At 57.9% G+C, this 25,842-nt stretch carries 14 protein-coding genes and 2 pseudogenes; 6 read left to right on the forward strand and 10 right to left on the reverse strand.

The window, feature by feature from the left end:
- Positions 1–92: 92 nt before the first annotated feature.
- Complete coding sequence (locus OA90_RS17330; RefSeq protein WP_068414714.1) at positions 93–1,928, reverse strand: type II toxin-antitoxin system HipA family toxin; 1,836 nt, start codon at positions 1,926–1,928, stop codon at positions 93–95.
- A 171-nt stretch (positions 1,929–2,099) separates the two neighbouring features.
- Between OA90_RS17330 and OA90_RS28075 the strand changes: the two are divergent.
- Positions 2,100–2,294, forward strand: a pseudogene (locus tag OA90_RS28075) (transposase); the annotation flags it as partial.
- Positions 2,295–2,426: 132 nt separating this feature from the next.
- Here OA90_RS28075 and OA90_RS17335 read toward each other — a convergent pair.
- Genes OA90_RS17335 through OA90_RS28615 form a run of 7 tightly spaced genes read right to left on the reverse strand, consistent with a single transcriptional unit; the run spans position 2,427 to position 12,063 of the window.
- Positions 2,427–4,463 (reverse strand): AIPR family protein, encoded by a 2,037-nt coding sequence (locus OA90_RS17335; RefSeq protein ID WP_068414717.1) that lies wholly within the window; start codon positions 4,461–4,463, stop codon positions 2,427–2,429.
- Complete coding sequence (locus tag OA90_RS17340; protein ID WP_068414719.1) at positions 4,460–5,473, reverse strand: PD-(D/E)XK motif protein; 1,014 nt, start codon at positions 5,471–5,473, stop codon at positions 4,460–4,462. The genes OA90_RS17335 and OA90_RS17340 overlap by 4 nt, the downstream gene beginning before the upstream one ends.
- A complete protein-coding gene (locus tag OA90_RS17345) occupies positions 5,466–8,288 on the reverse strand; it encodes a Z1 domain-containing protein (protein WP_068414723.1) in 2,823 nt (940 codons plus the stop codon). The genes OA90_RS17340 and OA90_RS17345 overlap by 8 nt, the downstream gene beginning before the upstream one ends.
- A 2-nt stretch (positions 8,289–8,290) precedes the next feature.
- On the reverse strand, positions 8,291–9,820 hold the full coding sequence (locus tag OA90_RS17350; RefSeq protein ID WP_068414726.1) for an ATP-binding protein: 1,530 nt from the start codon (positions 9,818–9,820) through the stop codon (positions 8,291–8,293).
- Between the two features lie 60 nt (positions 9,821–9,880).
- The gene (locus tag OA90_RS17355; protein ID WP_068415001.1) at positions 9,881–10,378 is read right to left on the reverse strand and encodes a very short patch repair endonuclease; all 498 of its coding nucleotides are present in this window, start codon (positions 10,376–10,378) and stop codon (positions 9,881–9,883) included.
- A gap of 7 nt (positions 10,379–10,385) precedes the next feature.
- The gene (locus OA90_RS17360; protein WP_068414729.1) at positions 10,386–11,894 is read right to left on the reverse strand and encodes a DNA cytosine methyltransferase; all 1,509 of its coding nucleotides are present in this window, start codon (positions 11,892–11,894) and stop codon (positions 10,386–10,388) included.
- Entirely contained in the window at positions 11,881–12,063 is a 183-nt protein-coding gene (locus OA90_RS28615; RefSeq protein ID WP_156510548.1) for a hypothetical protein, read from the reverse strand. The genes OA90_RS17360 and OA90_RS28615 overlap by 14 nt, the downstream gene beginning before the upstream one ends.
- 149 nt (positions 12,064–12,212) lie before the next feature.
- Between OA90_RS28615 and OA90_RS17365 the strand changes: the two genes are divergently transcribed.
- Positions 12,213–13,397 (forward strand): restriction endonuclease, encoded by a 1,185-nt coding sequence (locus OA90_RS17365; RefSeq protein WP_068414738.1) that lies wholly within the window; start codon positions 12,213–12,215, stop codon positions 13,395–13,397.
- Between the two features lie 162 nt (positions 13,398–13,559).
- Here the strand turns inward: OA90_RS17365 and OA90_RS17370 are convergent, their stop codons facing one another.
- Positions 13,560–13,895 (reverse strand): hypothetical protein, encoded by a 336-nt coding sequence (locus tag OA90_RS17370; RefSeq protein ID WP_068414741.1) that lies wholly within the window; start codon positions 13,893–13,895, stop codon positions 13,560–13,562.
- A 346-nt stretch (positions 13,896–14,241) separates the two neighbouring features.
- Positions 14,242–15,257, reverse strand: a pseudogene (locus OA90_RS17375) (IS110 family transposase).
- Positions 15,258–15,430: 173 nt separating this feature from the next.
- Between OA90_RS17375 and OA90_RS17380 the strand changes: the two are divergent.
- Genes OA90_RS17380 through OA90_RS17395 form a run of 4 tightly spaced genes read left to right on the forward strand, consistent with a single transcriptional unit; the run spans position 15,431 to position 25,763 of the window.
- A complete protein-coding gene (locus OA90_RS17380; RefSeq protein WP_068414744.1) occupies positions 15,431–19,249 on the forward strand; it encodes a DNA/RNA non-specific endonuclease in 3,819 nt (1,272 codons plus the stop codon).
- Positions 19,246–20,364, forward strand: a complete 1,119-nt coding sequence (locus OA90_RS17385) for a serine protease (RefSeq protein WP_068414747.1) — start codon at positions 19,246–19,248, stop codon at positions 20,362–20,364. The genes OA90_RS17380 and OA90_RS17385 overlap by 4 nt, the downstream gene beginning before the upstream one ends.
- Positions 20,365–22,500, forward strand: a complete 2,136-nt coding sequence (locus tag OA90_RS17390; protein ID WP_068414750.1) for a serine protease — start codon at positions 20,365–20,367, stop codon at positions 22,498–22,500.
- Positions 22,497–25,763 (forward strand): hypothetical protein, encoded by a 3,267-nt coding sequence (locus tag OA90_RS17395; RefSeq protein ID WP_068414754.1) that lies wholly within the window; start codon positions 22,497–22,499, stop codon positions 25,761–25,763. The genes OA90_RS17390 and OA90_RS17395 overlap by 4 nt, the downstream gene beginning before the upstream one ends.
- Positions 25,764–25,842: the final 79 nt, after the last annotated feature.

Here is a 25,842-nt window from a genome sequence, read left to right on the forward strand (position 1 = left end):
ACCGCCCCGAATTTGCCGGAGACCATTTGGCTTAAGTTATGCGGCCACGGCTGGCGCGGTTCAGTCAAAGCAATTGCCTTGTGGGTCCAAAATCATTCGAAAGCGTCAACGCGTTCGCGGCAGAGCCTGAGCATTTGCTCGGCCTTGGCGGCGATGTCTTCGTCTATGCCGGGAACATCGGGAATGGTGACCGCATCAATACCCGCCCGAAGCCCAATAAGGACGGCGTCCATCGCCTGGTTGGCCGCGCCGGCGGTCAAGCCGGCGATCGCTGCCGTCCTGAGGAAATCAGAGCGGCGCAGCCGATTGTCCTTGCCGTTGATCTTCAGTGCCATGCGATCATGTTCGAGGCCAGGAAAGACGACCGTGGTGACGGCGTCATAGAGCGGCGCGACACGCACGGTTTCGAAGCTGCGTGTATCCGGCTGGGCGACCTTGAGCAGTGCTAGGTTCTTGAGGTGCATGTCTCCATCGGCAATGAGCCAGGCAAACAAGGCGCGCTTGAGCAGGAGCAGCAGATCGGCTTCCGGCTCGGATGAGACCGGCCGCACTGCACGCGCGATACGCTCGATCGTGCCGTCATATTTTGCTTCGGGAGGCAGATCGAGAACTGAACACAAATCCTCAAGCGCTATCCGCCGCTTGTCGTCAGGGGAAGTGCGAATGTCGAAGCGCTCGACAATCAGCGCAGGCGGCATCCCATCCGGCATGGCAACCAGCGCCGTAGAGGGCGTGTCGAGCCCGGCGTGGCGACCGAGTGCCATGGCGAGAAATTCGATCACCGGCAGTGCTTGGAAGCCGCTTGTCCCGGCGGGCTTGAGTATATGCGTAAATGGCAGCCCGGTACTGGGAACGAGCTTCCCGTCGTCACCGAGGAACATCGGTGCCTTGATCTGCACTCCGGACAGCCGCGGTGTGTCGGCGCTGGCGTAAAGGCGCGCGAGCTTCTCTTCAAAGCTGTGCTCGATGTCCCCACGGCCTGGCCCCGCATAGGTGCCGGTGAAGATGCCATCTGTTTTGAAATCGGTCAGATGACAGGTCAGAATGTCGGCTGGCAAGGCGTCAAGTTCGGCAGCTTTGGTGCTGATGGTGATGTTCGACATGTAGCGCTTGCCCGAGCGCAAAACGGCGCGTTCGTCGCTTTCCTTGAGAACGCGCTCCAGCCACCCCTCAGGCAGAAGAGAGAGAATGAAAGGCGGTAGCTGGCCGGGAACGCGCTGCTGAATCAGTGGCAGATCGAACCCCTTGTCCGGTTTCCAGCGCCATTCAAAGCCGTCATACAAGAGATGCCCGATATGGGTTCCGTGCCAGGCAACGATGAAATCGAGCGCCGCTTCGTTGCGGATCTCAATTTTGGCGCCGGTATGAAGAAGATAGCGTTCTGCCTGTTCGCCCTCGCGATACCACTGGTTTTCACGAGCCAGCGCCCATAGGGCATCGGCAGCGGCTTTGGGGCTGCCGTACTCGTCCACCAGTCGCTGTGCGATGTCGGCACGCATTGCTTCATCGATTGAAGCGGCATGCTCACTGCGCAGGCGAAAGCCTTCGAGAAATCGCTGACGAACGGACGAGACATTGGCGTGGAATTCCCCCATGCCATCATCGATGACGGCGGTGGCAACGGCAGGGTGTCCGGGTGCCACGTTCTGGATGATTTCCAGGGTTCTGATACGTGTCCGCTGACTGCGCGGCCCGCTTATGAAGAGCCGTCCATCGCGCGTCGGGGCAAGTAGGACAGCGCTGGCAGCGGAGAGATAAGCGCGAGGATAGAGATAGCGGGCAATCCGGATGGAATGCCGAAGCACATCGACGTCCGCATCGGCGCCGGCATCGACGTAGATGCCGCGCATGAGTTGCACAATCTTGCCGGTTTCGGCCTGATAGTGCGCGCGACTTTTGTCGAGATTTTCGCCAACGAGATAGAGCAATCTTCTAACTTTCGCGTATTCAATCTACGAGAAAGTTAGGATTATCCGCCTCAAATGTCAAAGAATTATGACTTTCGCGTGTTTCATATGCGCAAAAGTTTGAATCTTGCCTCAATAGTGCCAAGGGGGCGGACCCATCGATTGCCTGCTTAACGCTGACATCCTCGATGCTTCATCGAAGCCTTCAACAGCAAGTTCCGGGCGGAATTTTTGAACGCCCATTGGTTCCTGACGCTTGTGGATGTCCGCGAAAAGATGGAGGATTGGCGTAGACACTACAATGTGGAACGGCCTCATTCGGCGATCGGTTACAACGTCCCGATCGCAATGCATAATCCCGGTGGCGACCCAAGCCCGTCACTGTGAAAAAAGCCGGAAAACTCCAACCTCCGGCGATCCAGACTTTGGGATCAGAGCAGCAGCCGGGAAACTCCAGATTCCGGCGCTCCAAACTTCGGGCTCAGTGCAGTGGAAGAGGATCGGGTATCAGGTCAGTGATTAGAACTTTAGCCCAAGGCGTGTTGCTTCGGACATAACGATTGTAGCTTGTTTAGCCTGTTTCGCGCTGATAGGTCGGCCACTGTTAATGGCTCGGCCGATGGAATAGGCGAGGCTTCGCTGCCAGCTCTGCAGATTATTTGTTTCCTTGGCCCACTTTGATAGGCGAAACCATTCGTCTGCCGGTATTTCCGAGACCTTCCTGATGAGCTCGCTGTCTTCTTCATTTGGGGCGTTGATCCCCCGATCGGGGGAGTTAGTTGTATATGGGGATACGGTGATAAGCTCCTGCTGGAGTTGTTCCCCGATATCGATCTTTGTCCCGCTGACTTGGTCCCAACACTCTTTGCGCTTACACCACTCGGTGATGTTTCTATTATTGGGCGGGTTTGTAATTACGGCATGGACTTGGCGGGAGACTGTTTTGATCGCTTCCTGAATTGTCGGGGAGATGTCCTGCTCACTCCAAATCCGGTTGAGATCTATACATTGTTTCGTGTGGTGCGCCAGCCAGGCCAATGTATAAGTGACGATATTGGCCTTATAGCCCCCGAATGCCTGCTGTTGGACAATTCGATCCGCGCGTTTGAACAAGATTGCTTTGGCAATTAAGTGCTGAAAATACGTGATATCGACTTTAACTGCACCGCGTTCCTTTAAACGGACCGAAAAGTCGTTGAAATTCTTTTGGGCCCCCAGGCTGACAATGTGTGGGAGTTGCATCCAGGTGTTTTCGTATTTCGCGAGATCCGTTTTTGTAAATTTTTGTCGGCTTGGGGAGAGAGCTTCAAATTGGCGCTTCCGGGCGGGAGTTGTTTCACGTGCCTTGGCATCGGCGTACTGACCGCGTGCCCGTTCGTAGAACCAACGAGTGTTGCGGTTTGATCCGTATGCAGGGGGAGCCCAGACCGTTCTCGAGAGTTCCTCAATGTTCACATGAAAGGGATCATTTGCGTAGAAATCCGCGTCATTGACTTTGTTCTGGCTATTAGCATAGCGGGAAATTAGCGGTACGATATTGTCGATATGTTCCTCGGGAATGACCGAGAGTTTGCACTGGACGAAGATACCACTGAGGTCGGCTTTGTCTTTCTTTGCTGTATGAGCCAGCGAAGCGGTCGTCTGTCCACCATTCACGATCTGCAGGTTACGGATCTTCGTGATCTGCAAAGAGCTTCCATTCTTTTCAAAATCAATGTGGTCGGCTGTTGCAGTAATTCCGTTGTTATAGGCGAAGAAGCGGTGGGGCTCTTTGATGATGGTCTGTCGGATGCCCTTATTCACCTTGCCCCTGGCTTGTAGAAATGAGCGAACATTGCGTTCGAGCAGCCGGGGACCGTAGTGGTCATAGATGCTCGCCAGCATGGCGCCAGGAATAACTGCGAGATAGCCCTGATAGTCTGAGCCGGGGTCGACCAGGGAGAGGCATGAGATCGGGCTGCCGAATTCTTGTCTGAAGTCGATCTCGATTGGTTCGAATTTCTTCCCTGAATTCGCGAAGCGGCAGATACGGCGGATATCCCAGAGCTGCCGGTTGACGGAAATGTCGCCTATGTTCTCCGCCGGGAACTCTTCCTGTGTGACCAATCCGTTGGTAAGCAGATAAACCCGGCAGCGTGTCAGCTGGTTCCGGAGCTCCCATATGCGCTGAAAGGCATCATAGGCTTCGGAGGCTTCCTCCATCGCACTGTGGTGCCCCGCTAGGCCTTTCTTCAGGCAGGCCTCTGCCTGCCTAAAAGCGGTGCCGCATTGTGTCTTAGAAATCGATGCCGGTGGGAGCTGCGGATCGAATAGGCTGATGAAGAGATCCAGGCAGTCCTCGTCTCCATTGATAGCATAACCGCTAAACTGCATTCCGCGCGAGCGGTGATAGACGACATGAATTTCGTCGATTTCTCCGGCTTCAATTAGCCAGTCCGATGCAGCCCTTGTAAATTCTTCATGAGGGCTACTACCTGCCTCCTGACTGTCCGTAGAAGCGATCACCTCCTGCAGAAGGTCCTTAGCAAAGCTGTTGATCAGCTCCGCTTCGTTCATGAGAGCACCTCCCGAAGCTCTGTTCGGAACTTTGTTTCATCAAGTGCATAGTCAGACGCTACGTCCAGCGCTATCGAATAGCTGATCTCACCCGTGCCAGGGCGAAGGTCACACTCCCGTATGCGTGGGAACTCATCCCGGACCTCGAGGACCCCTGTGCGGCGAATGGTGTAGCCTGTGCTTTCATAGATCTGTCTTTGGCGGTCCGCGTAGCCGCGCCCCAGCAGCATGCTGTTGAAACGGTCTTGCGCAGCCGTACTGCAACTCAGCATCCTGCGGAGCTCATCGACAAGCACCGGCAATGTGGCCGAGCTATTCTCAACGATGGCGACCGAGAGGTAGAAGAGGCAGAGCCGCTCAACGAGAGTTTCGTCCAACTGCTGCTCACCATTGATCGTCAGTGTCTGGTGCTTGCGGGCGGCACTCGTCTTCACCTCAACCGAGAGCGTTCCAAATTGAAAATCATGCTGGCTATGGGCTTCTGTCCGCCAACTGGAGAGCGCAGTCTCGTCCGCACGTTCCGCCAGCACGAATTCCTTAAGGAACCAGAGTTCACCATATAAGCCCCGCTGGGCTTCAGGGGATAGGCCTTCGCCCCCCTGTCTTTCGAAGAAGATCTGCCAAAGCCGCACCCGGTTCAGGAATTCCCGGACTGTGTCCCGATCGGTGGTCAGCGGCGTGAGTTTTACGGTGAGATCCTCGCAGATCGCTGCGAAGACATCATTGTAGCTGGCATCTGAGGCCGAGAGGATAATGCTGAGTTCCCCGGAGCTTGTCTCATCGCCCGCAACTAACACTTCATAGCTGAAGCCCCGGGATTGCGGCAGCGCCTCGGGCAGCGGGGCAATACTCTGCGAAACATGCAGGATGAAGGCCCGCCTGAGCCCTGGCTGGCGTATGCCGAGGAAGAGCGGACTGGGGGCAGAAGGAGCGATACGGCGCTTGAGGGTGCCGGGGGCTCCATGAGAGGCGGCATCGCGTTCTAGCTCTTCCCACAGCGCCTCAGACATCCGCCTCGTCCTCATCTTCGCTGCCGTAACGATCCTCCCAATATTTTGTGTTTACTTTGTACTCGACAGCTGTGTTTTGACTGACGCTCTGCGGAAAGCTCACTGCAAAGCCGACAATCGGGGTCTCGCAGACCGGATCTTCTTTACCGGCAATGTATAAATAGTCGAGCGGGTAAATGAGAAGCAGCCCATTTCCTGCAGGTCTTCTCATACGTATGAAAGGGCCGCCGGGTTCTGTCGGCTCCTTCTTCGCGCGGCTTTCGCCACGCCTCCAGGCAGCAATCGTGTCTTCGAGTGCTCTGTCTATTTGCTCGTTTTTCAGATCAACATATTGATCCTTCGGGTCAATAATATTCGAATTTTTCATAAAATATTTGTCGTAGTCTTTGGGTCTTGTCTTTTTTTCGTCGTGAATATCGCTCAACCGAGGATCAGCGCGCTTCGTAAGACCGATATTGAGGCCGCCGATTTCTCGCTTTATCAGCGGTGAACCCTTCAACCCCTTCTGGCTTGAAGCCAGCATCACCGTCCAGTTCTCGAGCTCTCCGTTCCTGTTCATCTTTCGAATGTACTTGACGAGCAGATCAGTATCGGCCTTCCGGCTCAGCGGGTGCGTTGAGAGGCCTTCGAAAAGATCGATGATCTGATTGGCCTCTAATCCTTCCCAGACATGGTTGCCACGAACGATCTTGTATACTGAGCCAAGTCCGGAGACCCAGCTGTCCAGGCGGGCGAAGTTCCGCTCCTGCAGACCATTATCTTTGTGGAAGACCGTTGTCTGAGACAACTGACCCGAGAAGCTGACTTGCAGTGTCTGGCCAGAGCGGATTTTGTTCGAGGCCGTAATGTTGAGCCCGGCAGGATGCGTGCGGACTTTGAGGCCGTACTGCTCCGGAGTCAGTTTGTTGAGCTCCATGAGGCGGAACTCACGTTTAAGCTCTTCGGTCGCCACAGAGATGTGCTGGTACCACTCGACCAGCTCATTCGTCGTGTATAGTCGGCAGAGATCGAGATATCCCGGCCGATAGCCGAACCACCGCCCCATCTGCAGCAGCGTATCGTAATTGCGGGCCGGGCGGATATAATAGCTGACGGACAGATCCTCCAGCGTTAGGCCTCGAGACAGCTTGTCGCCGCCAACCGCGATGACATGCAACCCGGTGTTCTTATTCTGCTCATAGTCGAGAACACCACCGGCATCGCCATTGATCCCACGCACCTCGATTTTACGGGCGGCATCGAGCAGGCGAGGCTCCACCGCCTCCCAGGTCAGCCGCGTAAGCATTCGGTCGCCAGTCTTTTCGCAGACGGCAGCTGTGGTGGGTACGAAGTCCTTATCCCAGAGCCGCTTTATTTCTGCTAGAAGGGCGTCGGCTTGTGGTCCAGTCCGGAACTCCAGCATGCGGCGGATGCTAGTGAGCTCGGTGTCGACCAGATCGATGACCTGGCTTTGCACGTTGTTGAAGCGCGTCACATGGATCAGCATCGAATTGTGGACGCTTTGCCGACCGCGGGCAGCACGGGCCGCACAGATGAGTACGAAGGCCCGGACAGCCTCGAGGAGGGAGTTCGGCAGCTGATCAACTTGAAGGATCTTGCTGTGCCTCGGTGGAAACGCAAGCTGTGCGTCTTCGGCCTCGCGGATCAGTGGCAGGCTTCTGTCTTCGACCTCAAGATCCTCAACGTCATCCGGAAACCCGAAGACACGGGCCGCACCGATGTAGTGGTTCGGCGGATTGATGTAGTAGATGAAGTTCCTCGGAAACAGATCTTCCCCATGCACTGAGGGATCAGCCTCGTCATCCGGCAGAATGAAGATATTGGCGAATGGCGTCGCCGTGTATCCGACATAGGAGCTCTGCGCGAAGGTCTTCAGCATTCTCCGGATCACCCGGTTGATCGCTGTGGGGTCTTCATCTTCTTTCTTAGTGTTGACCGAGGCGTTGTCTGCCTCGTCATCCAGCAGCAGGAGCGGGAGATCCCGGACCAATTTCTCCCCGGTTTCCGGGTTAGTGACCGCCTGACCTTCGACCCAGGCCAGGATACGCTCAAGAACGGCCTTGTTCTTTTTCACTACCAGCAGCAAGGGATTGCCGCCGAGCGGGATGTTCGTACTCCGGTTTTTTCTGAAGTCTCCGTCTTTGGAGCTGAAGGTCAGAGGCTGGGCGATCAGCTGGTCATGGCCTGGCAGAAGGCCGACCCCAATCCGGCTGCCATTCTGCTGCACCTTGCCGACTTCGCTCTCGAAGCCGAGGAACTCAGTATCAAGGCGCGTCTGCGTCTGGCTGCGCAGATCATTGGTCATGCCGGCCAGCACAATGATCAGCTTATAGCCCGCATCCGTCGCCTTGCAGACAAGCCCTGTATAGTTGGCTGTCTTGCCGGACTGGACGTCGCCGACCACCATGCCACGCCGGTCCCAGCTGCCACTTTCCTTCGGGTTGCCGATGTCGCCGAGGATACTGTCAGTTACACTGTCGAGCTTATTGATGACGACGGAAGACCAGTTTTTCTCTTCCTCTAGATATTCTCGATACCGGTTCCAGAAGCCCCAGGTAATTTCTCCCCGCCAGTCCGGGAGCCAGTTGCGGTGCTTATCCCGCAAGACCGACGGATCAGCCTGCCAGATGTTGATCAGTGTCGTGATATCGAAAAACAGAGCCTCGTCATCGATCTCTTCGACAAGGTTTGCAGCGCGGTAAGCAGTAAGCAGGGTGCTGATCTCATTGCGAACGCTCTCCTCAGTCGCGGCTCCCCCTTTGCGGAGCTGGCGGAGTATATCTGCCTTGACATCATCATAGTTACGCTGCGCCATGATCAGCCGCTTTCCTGTTCTTCCTGAAACGCCTGAATGAATTCGGGCCGGTGGCTGAACGGCTCGATCGTTAGAAGTCTTGCGATCGCATCTTCACGACTGCAGCCGCTGGAGACAAAAGAGTTGTAAAGCGATTCTATTACACGTTTAACAGATTCATATGTGCAATCTTCAAATGGTGCTGCAAAGCTTTCAGGAGTTTCAGAGCTCGTGACGTTAATGAAACCGACGGGCACCGTTTCCTCAAGCATGCGCAGTAGCGGCTCAACAGTGGCCTTGCTGCCGTTTCGGTATGCGTCTTCAATTGCTGGATGGCTCCGGTTGATCGCATAATAATACTTGCCGTGGCGCGCCTTCTGTTCCCAAAGAAAGACGTGCTCCTGAGATGAGCGGCGAGCGGTTACTTTACCCCGATGACGATAGATCTGAACCGCTCTTTCTCTGGTTGATTTTGCGATCCGCTTTAGATCAGTACGTAGCGGACCCGGTGGGCGGGCCCGGGATTTCTTGACATCGATCTGCCATTCGCTGTCCAGGGAATTGGGCAGGTCTACCTGCATGCGGGCCAGTTTGTGATGCTCTTCCTTTTGAAATCCCAGTCCGAGCCAGTCACCTGGTACCAGGAGCCGTTCGTTGCGATAAATGTAAAGGCCCTGCTGTGCGTTCCACCCTGCTGGTCCAGCGGCTCGCTTATGGGTTTCTGCTGTGATTTTTGACTGGTGAGGCAGAACGTAAGGGGTCACCAGGACACTCTGACCGTGAAAGAGCAAGCGCTCCTGTGGAAGCTGCTGCGTTGCAGCCTCATTTTTCAAGAACGGGTCCCAGGGCTCGATCGGACGATTATTGATCCAGATTTTTAGTCGGCCTGGCTTTTCCAGGTACCGATGGAACACCATTGCAAGGTGCTCTTTTACCTGGTCGATTGCCTCCAAAAACCTTTTGTATGCGGCGTTGTCATCTGTCTTAGCATCGCCGGTAATACGGTCCATTTTGTCCCATATAACGACTGTTCCTGACTGAGTATCAAGAAGGCCTTCTTGTTTTGCTTTTTCGAGATTTTTCAGGAGGCGCCACTCTCCGCATTCACTGATATAGTCCAAATCCCAACAGCGAGTAGCTTCCGGCAGGTCCTTGCGTTTTGACATCACGCTCAGGCGCCGGCACTGGGAAAAGGATGCTGTCTTCAGCCCAAGTCCGAACCGGCCTAGATCGCGGGGTGGGCGTTCTGCGAGGGGGTTCTTTGAACCAGCACGCATAGCAGTTATAAGCTCGTCTTCTGCCATGCCGTGTCCGTCATCACGAATTGTGATCCAGGAATTAGCCCCATCCCATTCGAAGTGGAGCCAGACCGACTTAGCCTCAGCAGAAATGCTGTTATCAATCAGGTCGGCTATGGCTGTTCGAAGACTGTAGCCGAACGCTCGTAAGCTCTCTACGAGAGCGGCAGGTTCGGGCTGTGCGATGTCATATGTCGCGTCCGCATCAGGAGCTGATGCGATTTGTCCAGTTAGATCGGTGACAGGTGGCGTCATAATGAAAATTGGCTGAACTGAAACATAGCTAATGATGTTTCCATGAATTTTCTGCTGTGTCTAATCACTAGGTGGCTCTTCAGTTATCTGGGAGAGGCCCGCGCCAGTGCCTGAAATTTCTTTGAACGTGCCTGGGTGAGTTTTTAGAAAGTATTCGACCTCAGAAAGGACATCATCTAGTACCTTGCGTTCGGTTCCACGCAAGGCGCATTCCCAGACAATCAGGACTCTCCAACCCGCTTTTTGTAGGTCGTCGATCACACGTTTGTCGCGAGTCTGGTTGCTTTCAATCTTATTCCGCCAGAATTCCTGACGTGTCTTGGGCCATTTGAAGAGGGGGCAGTTATGTCCGTGCCAGAAACAGCCGTGGACGAATATTACTGCCTTATACTTTGGGAGAGCGAGATCTGGTCGGCCGGGCAAGCCATTGTAATCGACACGGTATCGGTAACCTCTGGCATGTAAACCGCGCCGGAGATGCATCTCTGGCTTGGTGTTTCTTCGTCTTATCCGCTGCATATTATGCCGACGTTGCTCTTGGGTGAGTACGTCTGACATGATCACGTCAGCCCGCGGATACGAAAGAAGTTTTGCTCTCCTCACTCAGAGAGCCTACCTCTGAGAACGCCTGCATCATCGTTTTCGCCAATGCAAAAGCGAGCAGCGGTGGAACTGCGTTGCCGATTTGTTGGAAAGCTTGGTTCATGGCGCCACTAAACACAAAACCGTCAGGGAACGATTGCAGTCTCGCAGCCTCACGGACAGAAATTGTTCGAGCTTGGTTGCTGTCATAGTGGATATGGCTGTAGCTGTCTTTGCCCAGATGGGCCATTATCGTGCGGGCTGGATAATCCCTCCACATCTTCCGCCACTTGTTAGGAAATTTCGTATGATCGTATGGCGGAACGATGCTTTTGTGGAGGTCTTCATACTCGGGTGAATTTGCACCAATGCTTTCCCCTCGTTCTCTGGCTTCCTTGAGCTTCTCCTTGAACATTGTGAGCGCGTGTTCATAGGCTTGAGGGTACTGATCCCCTGGGCTCATACGAGAGAAAATCTCGTAGTCCCGCGGCAAAAAACGGATAACGTGATCGCGGATACCCGCCGCAGCTTCAAAGTTTGGCCACTCTTTCATCTGTTTTGCAAAGGCCGAGGCCGTACGTTTTGCATCATAGGAAGTTAGCTGGTCCAGGCGGCGCGCGCCTCGCTTCAAGATACCTTTTTTCAGCATCTCTCGTGCCCGAAGTTCTGGAAGATCTCCAATCGCTTCATGTGCAGTTACTGCAGGGGGCAAAGGGCCTACAGCCTCAGGAGGTGCTATGTAGTTGTGCGTGTTTCCAGTTTGAGTTGCAGCGGTAACGAGCTTGAGTGCCACGTTGCGCGAGCTTTTATATCCTGGTGGCAGGTTGACCCTATGCGTAGGCTCAGGGAAATGAATGCTCTGGGCAAGCTCCCGGCGGAAAGCAATCAGAAACATGCGCTCCCGCATCTGTGGTACGCCGTAGTATGCTGCATTGAGGAGCGTGTAAGCGCATACATAACCGCGATCCTCAAGAACTTCGCAGACTTCCTGAGGAACATTGTGCCCCCCAAAATTCATAACGTCAGGAACATTTTCCATCAGTATTGCAAGTGGGGTGAACGCTTGGACGTAATTCAGGTATGCGGTGTAGAGCTTGGCGCGCGGATCATGTCGAAATGCCTCGGGATGATTTTCAATCTCCCGCAATTTAGATCTTCCAACTCGCGCAAATGCTTGGCATGGCGGTCCGCCAATTATCACGTCTACCGCTGTTTTAATGTCGCCAATGCCTAAGTCTTGGACAAGTTGGATGGGCTCTACTTGTGTAATGTCCAATGGGACAGCGCGGAGATGATCACCGGGATGAAAATTCTGAGCATGCGAAGCTGCTGCAACCGGGTTATTTTCAACGGAGGCAGTTATCTCGAAGCCTGCCTTTTGAAAGCCGAGGGACAAGCCACCGCAACCGGAAAAGAGGTCGAGTACTCGGGGCGCGGCGCCGCAGCTCAATCGACGTAACTTTTGGTCTACTGCCCCGTTACTCAATTTCATTGCCCTTAAATAAAACCCGCTGCGTTTGGTAGCCAGCCTGATTCATGTGCTCTCGAATTAGCCGAACAATCAAAGGCGATTTTTTAAAACCCTTTTCGCGACAATAGGCTTCGAAGCGATCAGCTTCTTCTTTTGATATTAGCACTTGAATTCGACTGGGGTCGCTCATTTGCGCCTACCTCCACTGGAAGGGGCAGTATCGCTCAAAATGTGTATAACTCAACACTTATGTGTAATTTCATGCAGATACTTAATGTTGTGGTTCCTTTGTAATTCTATCTCTAGTCGTAGTTTTTACCTTGAGAGGATTGATTAGAAATGGCCAGTGAGATTGTTCCTTTTTCCGAACTTGAGCATGTCGATCTTCATGTTGATGCCATCTATCAGGGGGGGCGTAAGGGGAATGCAGGTGACGAACCTCTGCCGCCTCTAGTCAGCGTTAGCAATAATGGAGGGTTCCGATATCGAGGTAATCTCGATGCGCTAGAACTTGTTGCTCTGACCTCGACATTGAAGGATCCGGATTGGCCAGACATGCTCAATCCGGAAACAGGTATCTTTACTTACTACGGTGACAACAAACGTCCCGGACGACCGCTGCATGAGACGCCACGCAATGGAAACGAATTACTGCGTCGAATTTTTGAAAGTGCGCATGCGGGGCCGGACGGGCGACGTCGGGTGCCGCCCATATTCATCTTTACGAGTACCGGTGAAGGTCGTGACTATCGATTTCGTGGGCTTGCAGTCCCGGGTTCGATTAGCCTTAGTTCGTCTGAAGATTTGGTCGCCATTTGGAAAGTTGCAGAAGGTGCAAGATTTCAAAACTATCGAGCGCGCTTCACAATACTTGATGCGCCGATCATTTCTCGTTCTTGGATAAACGACATTATAGCTGGGAGCGCGTATACAGAAAATGCTCCCAAAGCTTGGCGCGACTGGGTTGAGAAAGGTAACTTTTCTCCGCTATTGGCAACACGGTCTCTGGAGTATCGAACAAAAGAAGAGCAACTGCCAACCGGCACCGGTGGGGTCGCTGTTATTAAATGTATACATCGGTATTTCGAGAATGATCCCCATAGCTTCGAATATTGCGCCGCGGAAATCGCACGACTAATGCTGCCAGAAGTCGCAGGTCTTGATGTGACGCGTCCCTCCCGCGATGGCGGGCGTGATGCGATCGGACAGTTGCGGGTCGGGACGGGCTCGTCAGCTATTCTAGTCGACTTCGCCCTAGAGGCGAAATGCTATGAGTTGAGCTCAAGCATAGGCGTCCGTCCTATGTCCCGCCTAATCTCACGGTTACGGCACAGGCAGTTTGGTGTACTGGTTACAACGAGCTTTGTTGACCGACAGGCTTATCAAGAAATCAAGGAAGACCAGCACCCAATCATAGTCATTTCAGCCGGAGATATCGTGAAGCTGCTGAAGGAAAATGGCTATGCGGATGTCGCTAGCGTGCAGAACTGGCTTGAGACGAACTTTCCCTTAAAACTTACTTAGAAAATGTCCTTGCGATTCTGGGCTGGATGGCTTGCTGCCGGTTTCGCGGACAACGAGCTATAGTCAGCGGCTATTGCCGAAGTAGTAAGATGCACCGGGTCGACCCCGTTTATAAACATCGCGCCTTTTGCTACCGCTCTAAACCGACTGCGCTGATTAATCTTATCTTTCTGATTTGCAGCGGATCTCCTTGAGCTCGCGCACGACCCGGCAAAGCTCGTCCACCGATCTGCCTGAGGATTCTGGCGCACTGAGCAAGTCGAGCAAAGCCTCGTTGAAAGCCTGTTGCGAGCTGATGGACCTGTCGAGCAACGTCTCGAGCTCGGTCAGTCGCTCTTCCAGCAAGTCGGTCGAGCGTCTTTCCAAATGCTCCAGCTGAGCGGTCGAATGTTCGAAGGCGTTGGTCAAGCGTTCGACCAAGCTCAGCAACCCGCGCTCGAGCGGTGTCAGGGTTTGTTGGGATGGCAGGTTCAGTGCGGAGAGATTGTCGTCTGTCATGGTGCTCTACTCGGTTAGGTGGCAGGAGAAATTCCCGTCTATGTCCCGGCAACGCTCGTACGTGCCGTGTGTGGATGCCCCCTGTTTGGCAAGCTTTATCTTCGATTTTTCGGCGGGGTCTTCGATCGGACGTGTGTCAGGCCTCAAATTGTGGCCTTCGATAACGCCACGGGCCGGTATGCTGTTCGGAAAGCTGGGTTCACATCGGTTCAGAGAGCTGCAAGCGCTCGAGCCCCGGGGCTGAATTTCCCTGCCTTGAACTTCGAAGTCCGTGTCGCGTACTCCTCGTCGATCGCTCACCCAGGCCTTGCGGCCATGTCGTGCCTTTTCCCTTCACGGTTTCAGGTCACGCCATTCGATAATCCTCTTGCTTGGTTGACATGGCCCAGATCATCCGGGCCATTTTGTTCGCCAGCGCAACGGCCGCGACCATCCTGGGCTTGCGTGCCACGAGGGCAGCGAGCCAGCGATTCGGGCTGCCACCCTTTCGGACCACCCAGCGGATCACGCTCATCGCTCCGACGATTAGCAGTCGGCGGATATCGGTCTGCCCCATCTTGCTGACCGCCCCCAGCCTGGCCTTGCCCCCCGTGGACCTCCGCCGTGGCACGAGGCCGAGCCAGGCCGCAAAATTCCGCCCACTGTCAAAAGTGTCGAGGTCGGGCGCAAACGCCGCAACGGCCCCTGCCGTCACAGGGCCGATCCCGGGGATGGTACAAAGCCGCCGCAACTCACAATCTGTCTTCGATGCATCCTCCAACTCGTTTGCCAGCCGTTCGATCACGTCGGTCAGCCGCGCTATCTGCTCGAGATACACCGCCCCCATCTCCCGAACGGGGTCAGGCAGGTCGCTGCTCTCGTCCGCCAGCGCATTCTCTAGTAATTTCAGGCTCGCCGGTCCCTTCGGCGCCACCAGCCGAATTCGGCCAGATGTCCGCGGAGCGCGTTGATGAGCTGCGTGCGCTGCCGGACCAAGCATTGGTGGGTGCGGAACGCGACAGCACGGCCCTGGGTTTCGGCACTCTTCACTGCCACGAACCGCATTGTCGGGCGCATGGCCGCCTCTGCGATAGCCTCCGCGTCCGCGCGGTCATTCTTCTGGCGCCTGACGAACGGTTTCACATACGCCGCCGGCACCAGACGCACTTCATGACCGTGAGACTGTGCCATCCGGCCCCAGTGATGCGACGTGGCGCATGCTTCCATAGCAACGACACAGGCCGGCTGCTCGCCCAGAAGTGTCGCCAACCGGTTCCGAGACAGTGCACGATTATACAGAACCGTCCCATCGCATCCGACCGCACAAACCTGAAAGCTGCCTTTTGCTAAGTCGATCGCCAGAATGCTGATCTTCGATGTCATTGATGCGCCCTCCGCTCGGTGAATATAGAACCGTCTTGGTATACTCGATGCCGCTGGGTGGGGGCATCCACCGCATCAGTTCACCTTCTGAGATTTGGTTGTTGCATCTACTAACGTTAAAATTGTATTTTTGAGTAGACGTTTGTTTTGCGAGATTGTGGTGGGTAGAATTGATGTCGCACACCAAAGAACTTGAGCTCAAAAATTTTCTCTTAGGCACGACACAGAGCGGCGATCTGGCGGAAATGATCGAAAAGCCAGGCAGCCTTGAAGCCGCCGGAGTGACAGGGTGCCTGACGCGCAAGACCCTTGAAAAACTCGCCAGCGACCAGCGCCTGAACGACCGAGAACGCTTCCATCTTGAAGCGATCATCATTCCGGAACGGCGGCCGGCAATCGACGTTGTCGACGGATCCTTCGAGGCCCGGCATCAGGACTGGCTGAATCTGAATGCGGCGCCCGTTCGCGACAGGCTGCGGCAGGCCTTTCCGAGCATCGGTCGGCTCGAGCTGCCGGGCCACCCCTCCGTGCCCTATGGCGGAACCGCATTCGTCGTCGGCGACGGTCTGCTGATGACTAACCGGCATGTGGCGGAATTGTTCTGCGAAGGGATCGGCACAAGCGGTCTGCGGTTCATCACCGGTGTCGAAAGCGGCGTGGATTTCCTGCGCGAGCGCCGGTCGACCCGCCAGGAGTACATCAGGATCACGTCCGTCGTCCTGATCCATCCCTACTGGGACGTCGCCATCGTCAGGGCGGAAGGTCTTGGGCAGAGCCGGCGTCCGCTGCGGCTGTCGACCGAGCCGGGCGCAAACCTCCTCGAACGGGAGGTCGCGCTGGTCGGCTTCCCTGCCTATGACCCCCGCAACCCTGCGGATGTGCAGAATTTTGTCTTCGATGGCGTCTACGGGATCAAACGGCTGCAGCCGGGCGTCCTCAAGACCCTCGCACCGGTGGAAAGCTACCGCCACGAGGTCGAGGCGCTGACCCATGACAGTTCGACGCTCGGCGGGAACTCGGGATCCTGCGTACTCGATCTCAAGAGCGGCGACGTTCTCGGTGTCCATTTCGGCGGCAACTACGGCAAGGCCAATTTTTGTGTCGCCGCGGGAGACCTGGCGCGTGACGGCCGTGTGATCGATACCGGCGTCCGCTTTTCCGGACCCGTGCAGCGGTCGAACGTTCCCTGGGAGGCCTACTGGCAAGCCACCGAAACCGCCGTTCCCGCGGCCGTGCCCGACAAAAGCTCTTCTCCATTACCTGACAGGACCAGTGCGATGGCCCAGAAAACCGGTGAAATCAGACTCAGCATCCCGCTTGAAATCACGATCAGGGTCGGCGATGGCGTAACCACCGCGGCCGCCGGAGCCTCGAGCATCGCCGGCGGGACGGAGCGCGCGCTGGAACCCTTCCACGATACGGACTATTCCACCCGCACGGGGTATGACCCGCATTTTCTGGGCCCTGAAGTTCCCCTGCCGACCCCGAGGAAACCGGAGGACCTTGCCAGGGTAGATGACGGCGGGCACTTGCTCCACTACCATCATTTCTCGCTCGCCGTGCACAAGAAGCGGCGTCTTGCCCTCTTCACGGCTGCCAATGTCGATGCGAGCGCGGCCGCCAAGCGGCCCGGCAACCGTCCCGATGCCGACTATACGCGCGACGGCCTGGGGAAACTCGGACCGAACGACCAGGAGAAATGGTTTTCCGATCAGCGCATTCTCGCCAGCGAACAATTGCCGGACAAGTTCTTCACCAAGGACAAAGGCGCTTTCGACAAGGGTCATATCGTGCGCCGCGACGATGTTGCCTGGGGCCGCACCTATGAAGAAATGCAGAACGCCAACGGCGACACCTTTCACGTTACCAATTGCTCGCCGCAAGTCCTCGGCTTCAACCGCTCCAGCCGCGGCAAGGACAATTGGGGCGACCTGGAGAACCTGATCCTCGGACAGGCCGACACGGAGAAGCTGGTGGTGTTCGGCGGACCGGTTCTGGCCGATACCGACCCGGTGTTCCTGGGCGTGGACCTGGAGGGAGACATTCGGGTCCGCATTCCCGAGAAGTACTGGAAAGTCGTGGTTGCCGAGAAGAACGGCCACCTCGAAAGTTTTGCCTTCCTGCTGGAACAGGACCTCTCCGATGTTCCGCTGGAGTTTGCCGTCCCTCCAAAGTGGAAACGCTTCCTGAAACCGGTCCACGTGATCGAGGTTCTGGCGCAGATCGACTTTCACGATACCATCCGGCGCGCCGATCAGTCCGGCACGAACGAAGCCGTTGCCTTCGCGAAGGCGGCCGGCGTGACACCGCCTGGCGGTTCGGGCGAGGCAGCCGGAAATGCGGGCGGTCAGGCGGCAAGCATCGATATCGGGGACATCCTTGCCGACTGGCGGAAACTGCAATCGGAAGGCCGCAGTTTCGAAGACTTCGATATCGTCCGTTTTGTGGTGTCGCTCGGCAAGTCGATGACGGATCAGACCATCAAGGCCGAGGTCGAGGACCTCCTCGGTCTGACCGTCGACGTTGCCGGCCTGTTCGACAGCGACCCGGACCTGGACCGCTACCGGGCCATCGACATTCCGGGTGTCGTCTGGGACGACCGGGCGGATCTCTTCGACGTCGCCCGTGCTATCCGCACCCGGCTCGAGGCGGAAACCGTCGAGCCCGATCTCGACACGCGCTACTACGATTCGGATGGAGGCGGGCCGGCGACCGAAGGCAGCGCGGAAGGCGCCAATGTCGCCTTCTGGTGCTGGGTGGACGAGAACGATCCCGGCATCAAGCCGGATGACGCGGACTGGGCGGTCAACAAGACGGGCGTGCCGAAGGCCTGGGCGTTTTCCAGCCAGAAGGGCAAACCGGCCAAGGGCCGGGGCATCCGGGTTTTCCAGCCGGACACCGGAGTGGTGCCGGCCCACACGGAAATGCCGCCCCGGGTGGCCGACAATCCAAGATCCGCCAATTTTGTCGAACCGGGCCAGCGGCCCGTCGACCCCATGCGCGGAAGCGGCAATCTGGGACATGGAACGGCGACCGGCAGCGTTGTCGCCAGCCCGGAAGCCGGCCGGGTCCGCGGAACGGCCCCGGAAGCGGAACTCGTGCCGGTCAGGTGTATCCGGTCCGTCGCGGTCTTCAACCAGAGCCGGGTCGCCCAGGCCATCGACCATGCACGCCGCAACGATTCGCATGTCATCACGATGAGCCTCGGCGGTGTGCCAAGCTGGGCCCTGCACAGCGCGGTGCGCAAGGCGGTGAAGGCGAACATCATCGTGGTTGCGGCAGCCGGAAACTGTGTCGAGACGGTGGTTTGGCCCGCACGCTATGACGAGGTCATTGCCGTCGGCGGCATCAATTTCAAGGATCTGCCCTGGAAAGGGTCCTGCTCGGGCCGCAGCGTCGACATATCCGGTCCTGCGGAACTTGTCCTGAGGGCAGATGCCCGTGACGGCGCGGACCTGTCGAAGGTGGGCGGCGGACAGGGCACTTCCTTTGCGACGGCTCACCTTGCCGGAATTGCGGCCTGCTGGCTGGCGCATCACGGCCGCGACGCCCTCATTGCGAAGCTGCGCCCGGGAAAGACGCTTCAGGACCTGTTCAAGGCGATGATCGCATCGACCGCGCGCGTGCCGGCCGGATTCGATACGGACAATTACGGCGCCGGCATCATCGATGCCGAAGCGCTCGTCAAGCGCGATCCGGCAACGCTTCTGGGCCTCGAAACGATTGCGGAACGCACACGAACCTCGGGCGAACTCGTCGCGGAACTGCTCCGTGAGGTTGCCGGGAGCGGCGGAGTGGAATCGGCGGCTCCGGTGCTTCAGGACAAGCAAAGCGAACTGGAACTCGCCTGTGTCGGCCTCGATGCCTCAAGCGTGCGCAAACGCGCGTCGCGCAGCCTGGAGGCCCAGCCCCCCATGCGCGTTTCGAGCGGCCTGAAGACAATGCTGCAGGGCGACGTTCTGGACCTGATCCGCAGCGGAGGTGTCAGATGAGCAACGAAGGTTTTGACTTCGAAAAATCCCCGAAGCGGATTCGCAGGCTGTTTTCATCTGGCGGTGCCGGCGGTGAGGGAGGCGGCCAGGAATCCACAGGCGGCGGTTCCTCGCCCGGTCAACAGGACATCTCGGCAATTGCCCGTCGCCTCCTCGGGGCGTCAGCAGGCCGTTCCAGGATGAGCAAGATTGAAGCCGAGGGAGTGGCTCGGTCTATTGTCGCCACAGCGCAAAAAGGCCTGGAAAGCATCGACGGAGGCCCGGCCGGCGCGCTGAGCTTTGAAGAGACCGTCGCGCTCGAGGCGGTCATTCATGTGCGCGGCCGGCCCGCGGTGCGGGTTCTGGGCGACGAGCTTGAGGACATCCGGCATTATCCGGATGCCGACATGTGGGTGATGCTGGCGGACAAGCACCGCGCCAAGCTGCAGAAGACCACCTCGGCGGCATCGGCGGTCTGGGTCCGCGACACGCTGCTTCAGAGTTTCTCCTGGGTTCAGGGGACGGCGTTCCTGATCAAGCCCGATCTGGCACTGACCAACCGGCATGTCCTGTTTCCCCCGGCCGGCACGCGCCTTGCGCGGCGCGTCCCCGGCACGACCCAGGCCAGGCTGAAACGCGAATACGAGGTGCTGCTGGATTTTGCGTTCGACGACGGAGCGCCCCGGCAGGCGAAATACCGGATCACGGACATTCCCTTTGTCGCCGAGGATTCCGATCCGGTGGATGCGGCCGTCCTGAAGGTCGAGCCGGTCAGCGGTTTCGCGCCCGACCCCCTGCCGGTCACTCAAAAAGACGTCTACGAAATTGACCGCCTATACATCGTCGGGCATCCGGGCAAGTTGAAATATGTGCCCGAGAACATTCAACTGGTGTTCGGCGATCCCGACGAGCGCAAGCGGGTGAGTTTCGGAAAGCTGATGGACCCCGTCGTGGAGGGGCAGCAGAACATTGTTCACGACGCATCGACGACCGGCGGATTTTCGGGATCCGCCCTCCACGGTTTCATGGATCAGGCCGTCTATGGACTTCACTACTGGGGAGACCAGGTTGCCGGCAACCGAGCCATTTCGGCAAAGGCACTGCGGCAGCATCCGGTGCTTGGAGCGTTGCTCTAGATGAAACTGAAAGCGGAAGACCTGAAGAATCTTGCCGAAGCCTGTGCCCGCTATCTCAATCCCGGCCGGCTTGAACGCTTCGTGCTGGAGGCGAGGCTCGTCGAAGATATCGAAGCGCTCAAGAAGCGGCATCTGGTCGGTGCGGCGGATGTCAGTCTGGCGCTTTCAATGGCCTTTCTGGAATTGCTCAACGAGCACGATCTGGCCTGCGACGTAGTGGAAAAGCTTTATTTTGAAATGTCCTGGTCTCCGGATTTCCAGGCGGCCGCCGGCCCTCACACGAGATCGGCACGATTGGGGGGAAAAAATCACCAGGCCCTGCTGCAGCGGCGCGATCATTTTCTGTCGGACGAAAAACTGTCATCCGCCGTCGGCGAGCTGGGCCCGCGTGTATGTTGCATCGTGGGTGAGATCGATGACATGGGCGTGTCCGCGACCACCTCCGGCACAGGTTTCCTTGTCGGTCCGGATCTTGTGCTGACGTCGAGGCATGTCGTCGCGGGAGCGTGGCGTCGGCGGCCCGACGAGGATCTCAAGTTCTGTGCGGTTTTCGATTTTACCAGCGGCGAAGAGATCTCCGACTATTGCAAACTGCAAAGCATGACTTCGGTTCGCGTGGTGAAGTTTCACAAGGACTGGCTCGTCGTTTCCAGCGACGCGATTGACTGGGACGGGAAGAGGGACCAGCTGTCGCAGCAAGATATCGACGATTTGCGAGGGAAGCTGGACTTCGCGCTCATCCGGCTCGCGGAAGCCGTCGGCGACCGGCCCGTCCGGCCGGGTTACCTCAGGCCCCGAGGGTGGCTGAGCTTCGAGCCGGTCAGCCCGACCGATTACCGTAACGGCAGCAGGGTCATCATGCCGCAACATCCGGGCGGCTCGCCACGCACGTGGGACTTTGGCCGCGTCTGCCGTCTTCCCCCCTGCAACACGCGCATGGTGTCCGAGATCGAGAGCATGCAGGGCACGTCCGGCGCCCCCTGCCTCAACAGCGACCTGCGGGTCATCGGCGTCCACAACGCCTACTACGCGCCAAACGGCCCCGCCGAGGGCAACCAGGCCATCCGGTTCGACGCCATAGTGCCCCTGATACGCAACGCACTCGGCAATTCCGTCCTGAACGGGAGTGGGTATCGCAGGGCCTGGCGGATCGACGCGGCAGACAGAGCACTGTCGCCCATTTTCGGGCGTGGCGTGTTGCAGGACTGGATCAACCAGTCCCTCACCGTCGAAGACCGCCCGCTTTCCCGCAGCGAGCGGATCTACGCCACGGAAGGCCAGGCTCCCGGATGCGGCAAGACCTTCACGACGGAAATCCTGAAATCGGCGACGGGCGCTCAGGCGACAAACATTGTCGTCGTGCTGGGCGGCGATACTGAACTGCTACCGGACAGACTGGAGGATTTTGTAACGGCACTCGCGGAAGCCTACGGCATTCCGCAGAGCGAACTGGAAAACATGCCGGTCCGCCCGGGCACGGAGCTGCCGCGCGAGTCCGACGATGGCGACAAGGTCGACCGCTGGGCGTCCCACAAGATGGTTTCCTGGTTCACGGCCCTGCTCGAAAAACACAGGCTGCGCACAGTCAACAGGACGGAGCAGGCAAAGGCGGTGGTCGATCTCATGGGAACCGGCGCACCGGAGGAAATCCGCAAACTCGCCACCGCCGTGCCCGACGTGATCGAGCGAGGCAACAGGTGGTCGAGAACCTGGATCGCACTGGACGATCTGAATGTCCGCTCCATGTCCTCCCATGTGAAGAGTTTCGTCTCGGGCCTGATCGGCGCGGATATCATGGAAAGCTCGATACGGGATGTCCGCAAGGATATTCGCTGGCTCTTCCTGGGATATGTTCCGGATTTCCTGATGAATGAAGACGTGACCATCGAGCATCTTGAAAACACCCTGCCTTCAGTCGAGGCCGTCAAGGCGGTCTTTTCCAGCGCCTATCAGGATTGCGATCTTGAAATCACCGACGAGGCTCTGGCCAGCCAGGTCGATACGCTGCTGGCGAATGTCGAGCTGTTCCTGACACGCATGCGGGACGAGACGCCTGAAACGGCGCTGTCGCTTTGCCAGGAGTTGGTGAGCTACAAGATCAAACGGGACTACGAGGGTCAGGGGCGAGCGCTATGAGGGAATCCTCTCGAAAGTTTCTGGCACAGCTCCTGACCGATACTGACATGAGGCAGGAGGCCCTGAAGGCTGGTGGCGAACAGGTGCTGCAATCGATGGACCGCTGGGCGCAGTCGATACGTTCCAGGCTGGAAAAGAGCGATCCGGCGGATGACCGGCCGATTTCGCGAGGCCTGGTGGCGGCGGCGCTTTCCTTCGAATTTGATCCCGAGACCATCGGGCTGAGCGCCCGGGAAACCGGCTGGGTCGCCGCGAACGCCGCTCTTGTGCCGGGCGGGCGGACAAAGCAGCTCCAACTGCACGAGGGCGAGCGCAGGCGCATCCTCGATCATCCTGCCGCAAGCCAGGACATTCAAGAGGTCCTCGGGCGCATCGAGAAGGAAGATGACCGCATCCTGCATGACCCCGATCCCGACCGGCAGGCGCTGAAGAACGCCTATCTGCGCGGACTGCTACGCGGCAACGTTCAAGCGGACCCGGGCAGACTGGGGATCGTGAAACTCCGGGCGCTGACGCTTGCCCGGGCCGCACTCGAAGGCGTATCGATGCTGGCGGCGAACGTGCCGAGCCTGCAGGAATGCAGGCGCCAGATGGCGCTCTCCGAACTCCTGGATCCGCTCAGTATCATGATCGGGCTGGACCAGAAGCAGCCGGGCAACCGGAACGACCGGTTTGTAGGGCGGAACAAGGAAATGACGGCTCTTAGGGCGTTCGTGGACGTTCTGGGCTCGGAGAGCCTGTCCGAGGCCCTGACCCGCGGAACCGGCCGGATATTGAGCTATGCGTCGGACAGCCTGACCGGCCGCAAGCCAAGGCTGATCACAATCGAAGCCCCGGGCGGGCTGGGCAAGTCCACACTTGTCGCGAAGTTCGTCTACGACCATGCTAGGTCCGACGAGACCCGGTTTCCGTTCGCGTTCCTCGATTTTGACCGCGCCTCCCTGCAGCCGCGCTCTCCGGAGCAGCTTCTGGTGGAGATGGCCCGGCAGGTGGGAACCCTGTTTCCTGATTTTGAAGAGCAGACGCAAAATCTGCGCCGGGACATCAGGGCCGCTCTGGCCAGCAGGGCCATCAGTCCGTCCCACACCTATTACACCCGTTTCCGGGACATCGTCTCGATGGTGCTGGACGCGTGCGGCGCGAGCACCTTCTTGCTGACGCTCGATACGATGGAAATCGTGCAGGCCGATCCCGCCGCGATGAACGGGGTGACCACACTGCTGCAAGGCCTGACCGATACCGGGTTTCCGGAGCTTTGCGTCGCAGCAGCCGGGCGGAGCGGTCTTGACGAAATCATCGCTGCGCGGGGCCTCGACTTCGAACGGCAGCAGCTTGAACTCAAGGCGTTCTCCGTCCGAGATGCCCGCGAGATGGTGAGCCGTCTCGGCAAAAAGCTGCTTGGACCGGATTGGAACGACGACTGGACGACAAAACTTGCCGGGAAAAGCGCCAGTCCAGATATCAGGCGCGAGCCCCTGACGCTGAGGCTTGCCGTGGAAATCGTCCGGGACACAGACCCGGAGAACCGGCCGGCCCTGATCAAAGACATCGAGGCGATGGGCGAACGCGCCGATGACGGGTTCGTCGGGGCCCTTTACGAGCGCCGAATACTGGACCACATCCGGGACACCGACGCGCAGAAGCTTGCCTGGCCGGGGCTGGTGGCGCGCACCGTCTCGCGGGACCTTGTCCGGGACCTGCTCGCCGGACTTTGCGAGCTCTCCCCGGACGCAGCCCAGCAGGCATTCGAAACCCTCTCCCACGAAGGCTGGATCGTCGAGAACGAAGACGGCCTGCTGCGTCATCGCCGCGATCTCAGGGCGCGCACGCTGCCGATGATGCGCCGTCACGACCAGGCACGGTTCGACCGCGTTGTGGATGCCCTGATCGGCTATTTCGAATTGCCATCGTCATTCGACCCAGTGGAAGGGGCCTATTACCGGCTGTTGCGCGGACGACCGGACGATATCGAATTGCTTCAGAACCAGGATTGGCTGCTCGACCAGCTCGCCGACGCCCGCAGCGACATGGAGGTCGACACACCCGGCTGGTGTCTGCTGGAAGCCCGGTTTGCCGAGCGGCCGATGGCGCTGGAGCATTTGAAAAAGCTACCCCGAGCCCTGCTGTGGCAACACATGGACAGGGCCGGAACCAGCATGATCAGCCTTGACGACCGTCAGATAGAACCACGTGTCCTACTCGCGATCCAGTCGGACAGGCAACCTTCCGGCTCGAGTCGCACTTATCAGTTCCTGCAGGTCAAGAGCGGCCTCTGGAACTGTCTCAAGCTCGACCGGCTCATCCTGCCGTCCGGACCGGCGGAAGACTTTCTGTTTGCATTTCTGGCGGCCCGTCTCACCGAAGCCGGACGCACCCCGGCCGAATGGTGGAAAGACCTCTACCCGCAACTGATAGACCGCATTGCGGATGCACGCGGACGCAAGAACTGGCAGGCTTTGTCCATGGCACTTGTCGTGGCCAGGCGATACGATCCGGAACTTGCGGAATTGATCGACGACCAGCTCTGCGAAAGCCAGTTGTCCAGAACCACCTCATCCAGGTCCGTCGAGATCGCGCTGCGCACGCTCGTTGTTCACGGCACGAAATGCCGGCCGCAGGCCCTCAGCGGCTGGTGCCTGCTGGAATCGTCCCGTGTGCTGAAAGGCATGTCGCTTGCGGAATTTTCCGTCATTGCCCCGGTGTTCGAAGATTTCTTCCGTTCGTCCAACCGTGCATCGCCATCGGACAGCCGGTCGAAGCTCTTGCACTTGCTGGAGCAGGTCCGTTCGCAGAAGCTGCTCCGCGACGGAGGGAAGTTCACCATCTCCGATCAGGGCACCCTTGCCTTGCTTTCCGACGCATTCAAGACATATGCGCAGGAAGCAGGCTACATTCCGGACATGGCCGAAGCCCTCCGCACTTATGTCGGGATGCGGCAGCCTGAATGGATTGTACCTTTCGCCTATCTGCTTGCGGACGGCCTGAGCGGGGCCTGGCAGGACGGTTTGCGAGGAATGTCCGGCGACAACTACGATCTCGAGGCCCAGAACAGCTGGAAACCGAGCCTCTTCAAGCGGAAGTCGAGGGCTCCGCGCGATGTCGTCGGCTTTCTGACCTGGGCCGACAACGCGTCGGATCTCGACGGCGCGATCAAACGGCTGCTGATGGATTACAAGCCGCGCGACGGAGGCGAATGCATGAAGGCCCTACTCGAAATTCGGGACCGCGTGCAGCAGAACACACGGTTTGCGGCCCCTACCTGACTGCGGAATGCCCCGGGATCAGACAGGGCCGGCCGGGCTGCGGAACTACTCCGAACCTGTTCACGGTGCCATGATTGTG

This window comes from Labrenzia sp. OB1, assembly GCF_001624695.1.
In the GTDB taxonomy this organism is placed as follows: Bacteria; Pseudomonadota; Alphaproteobacteria; order Rhizobiales; family Stappiaceae; genus Roseibium.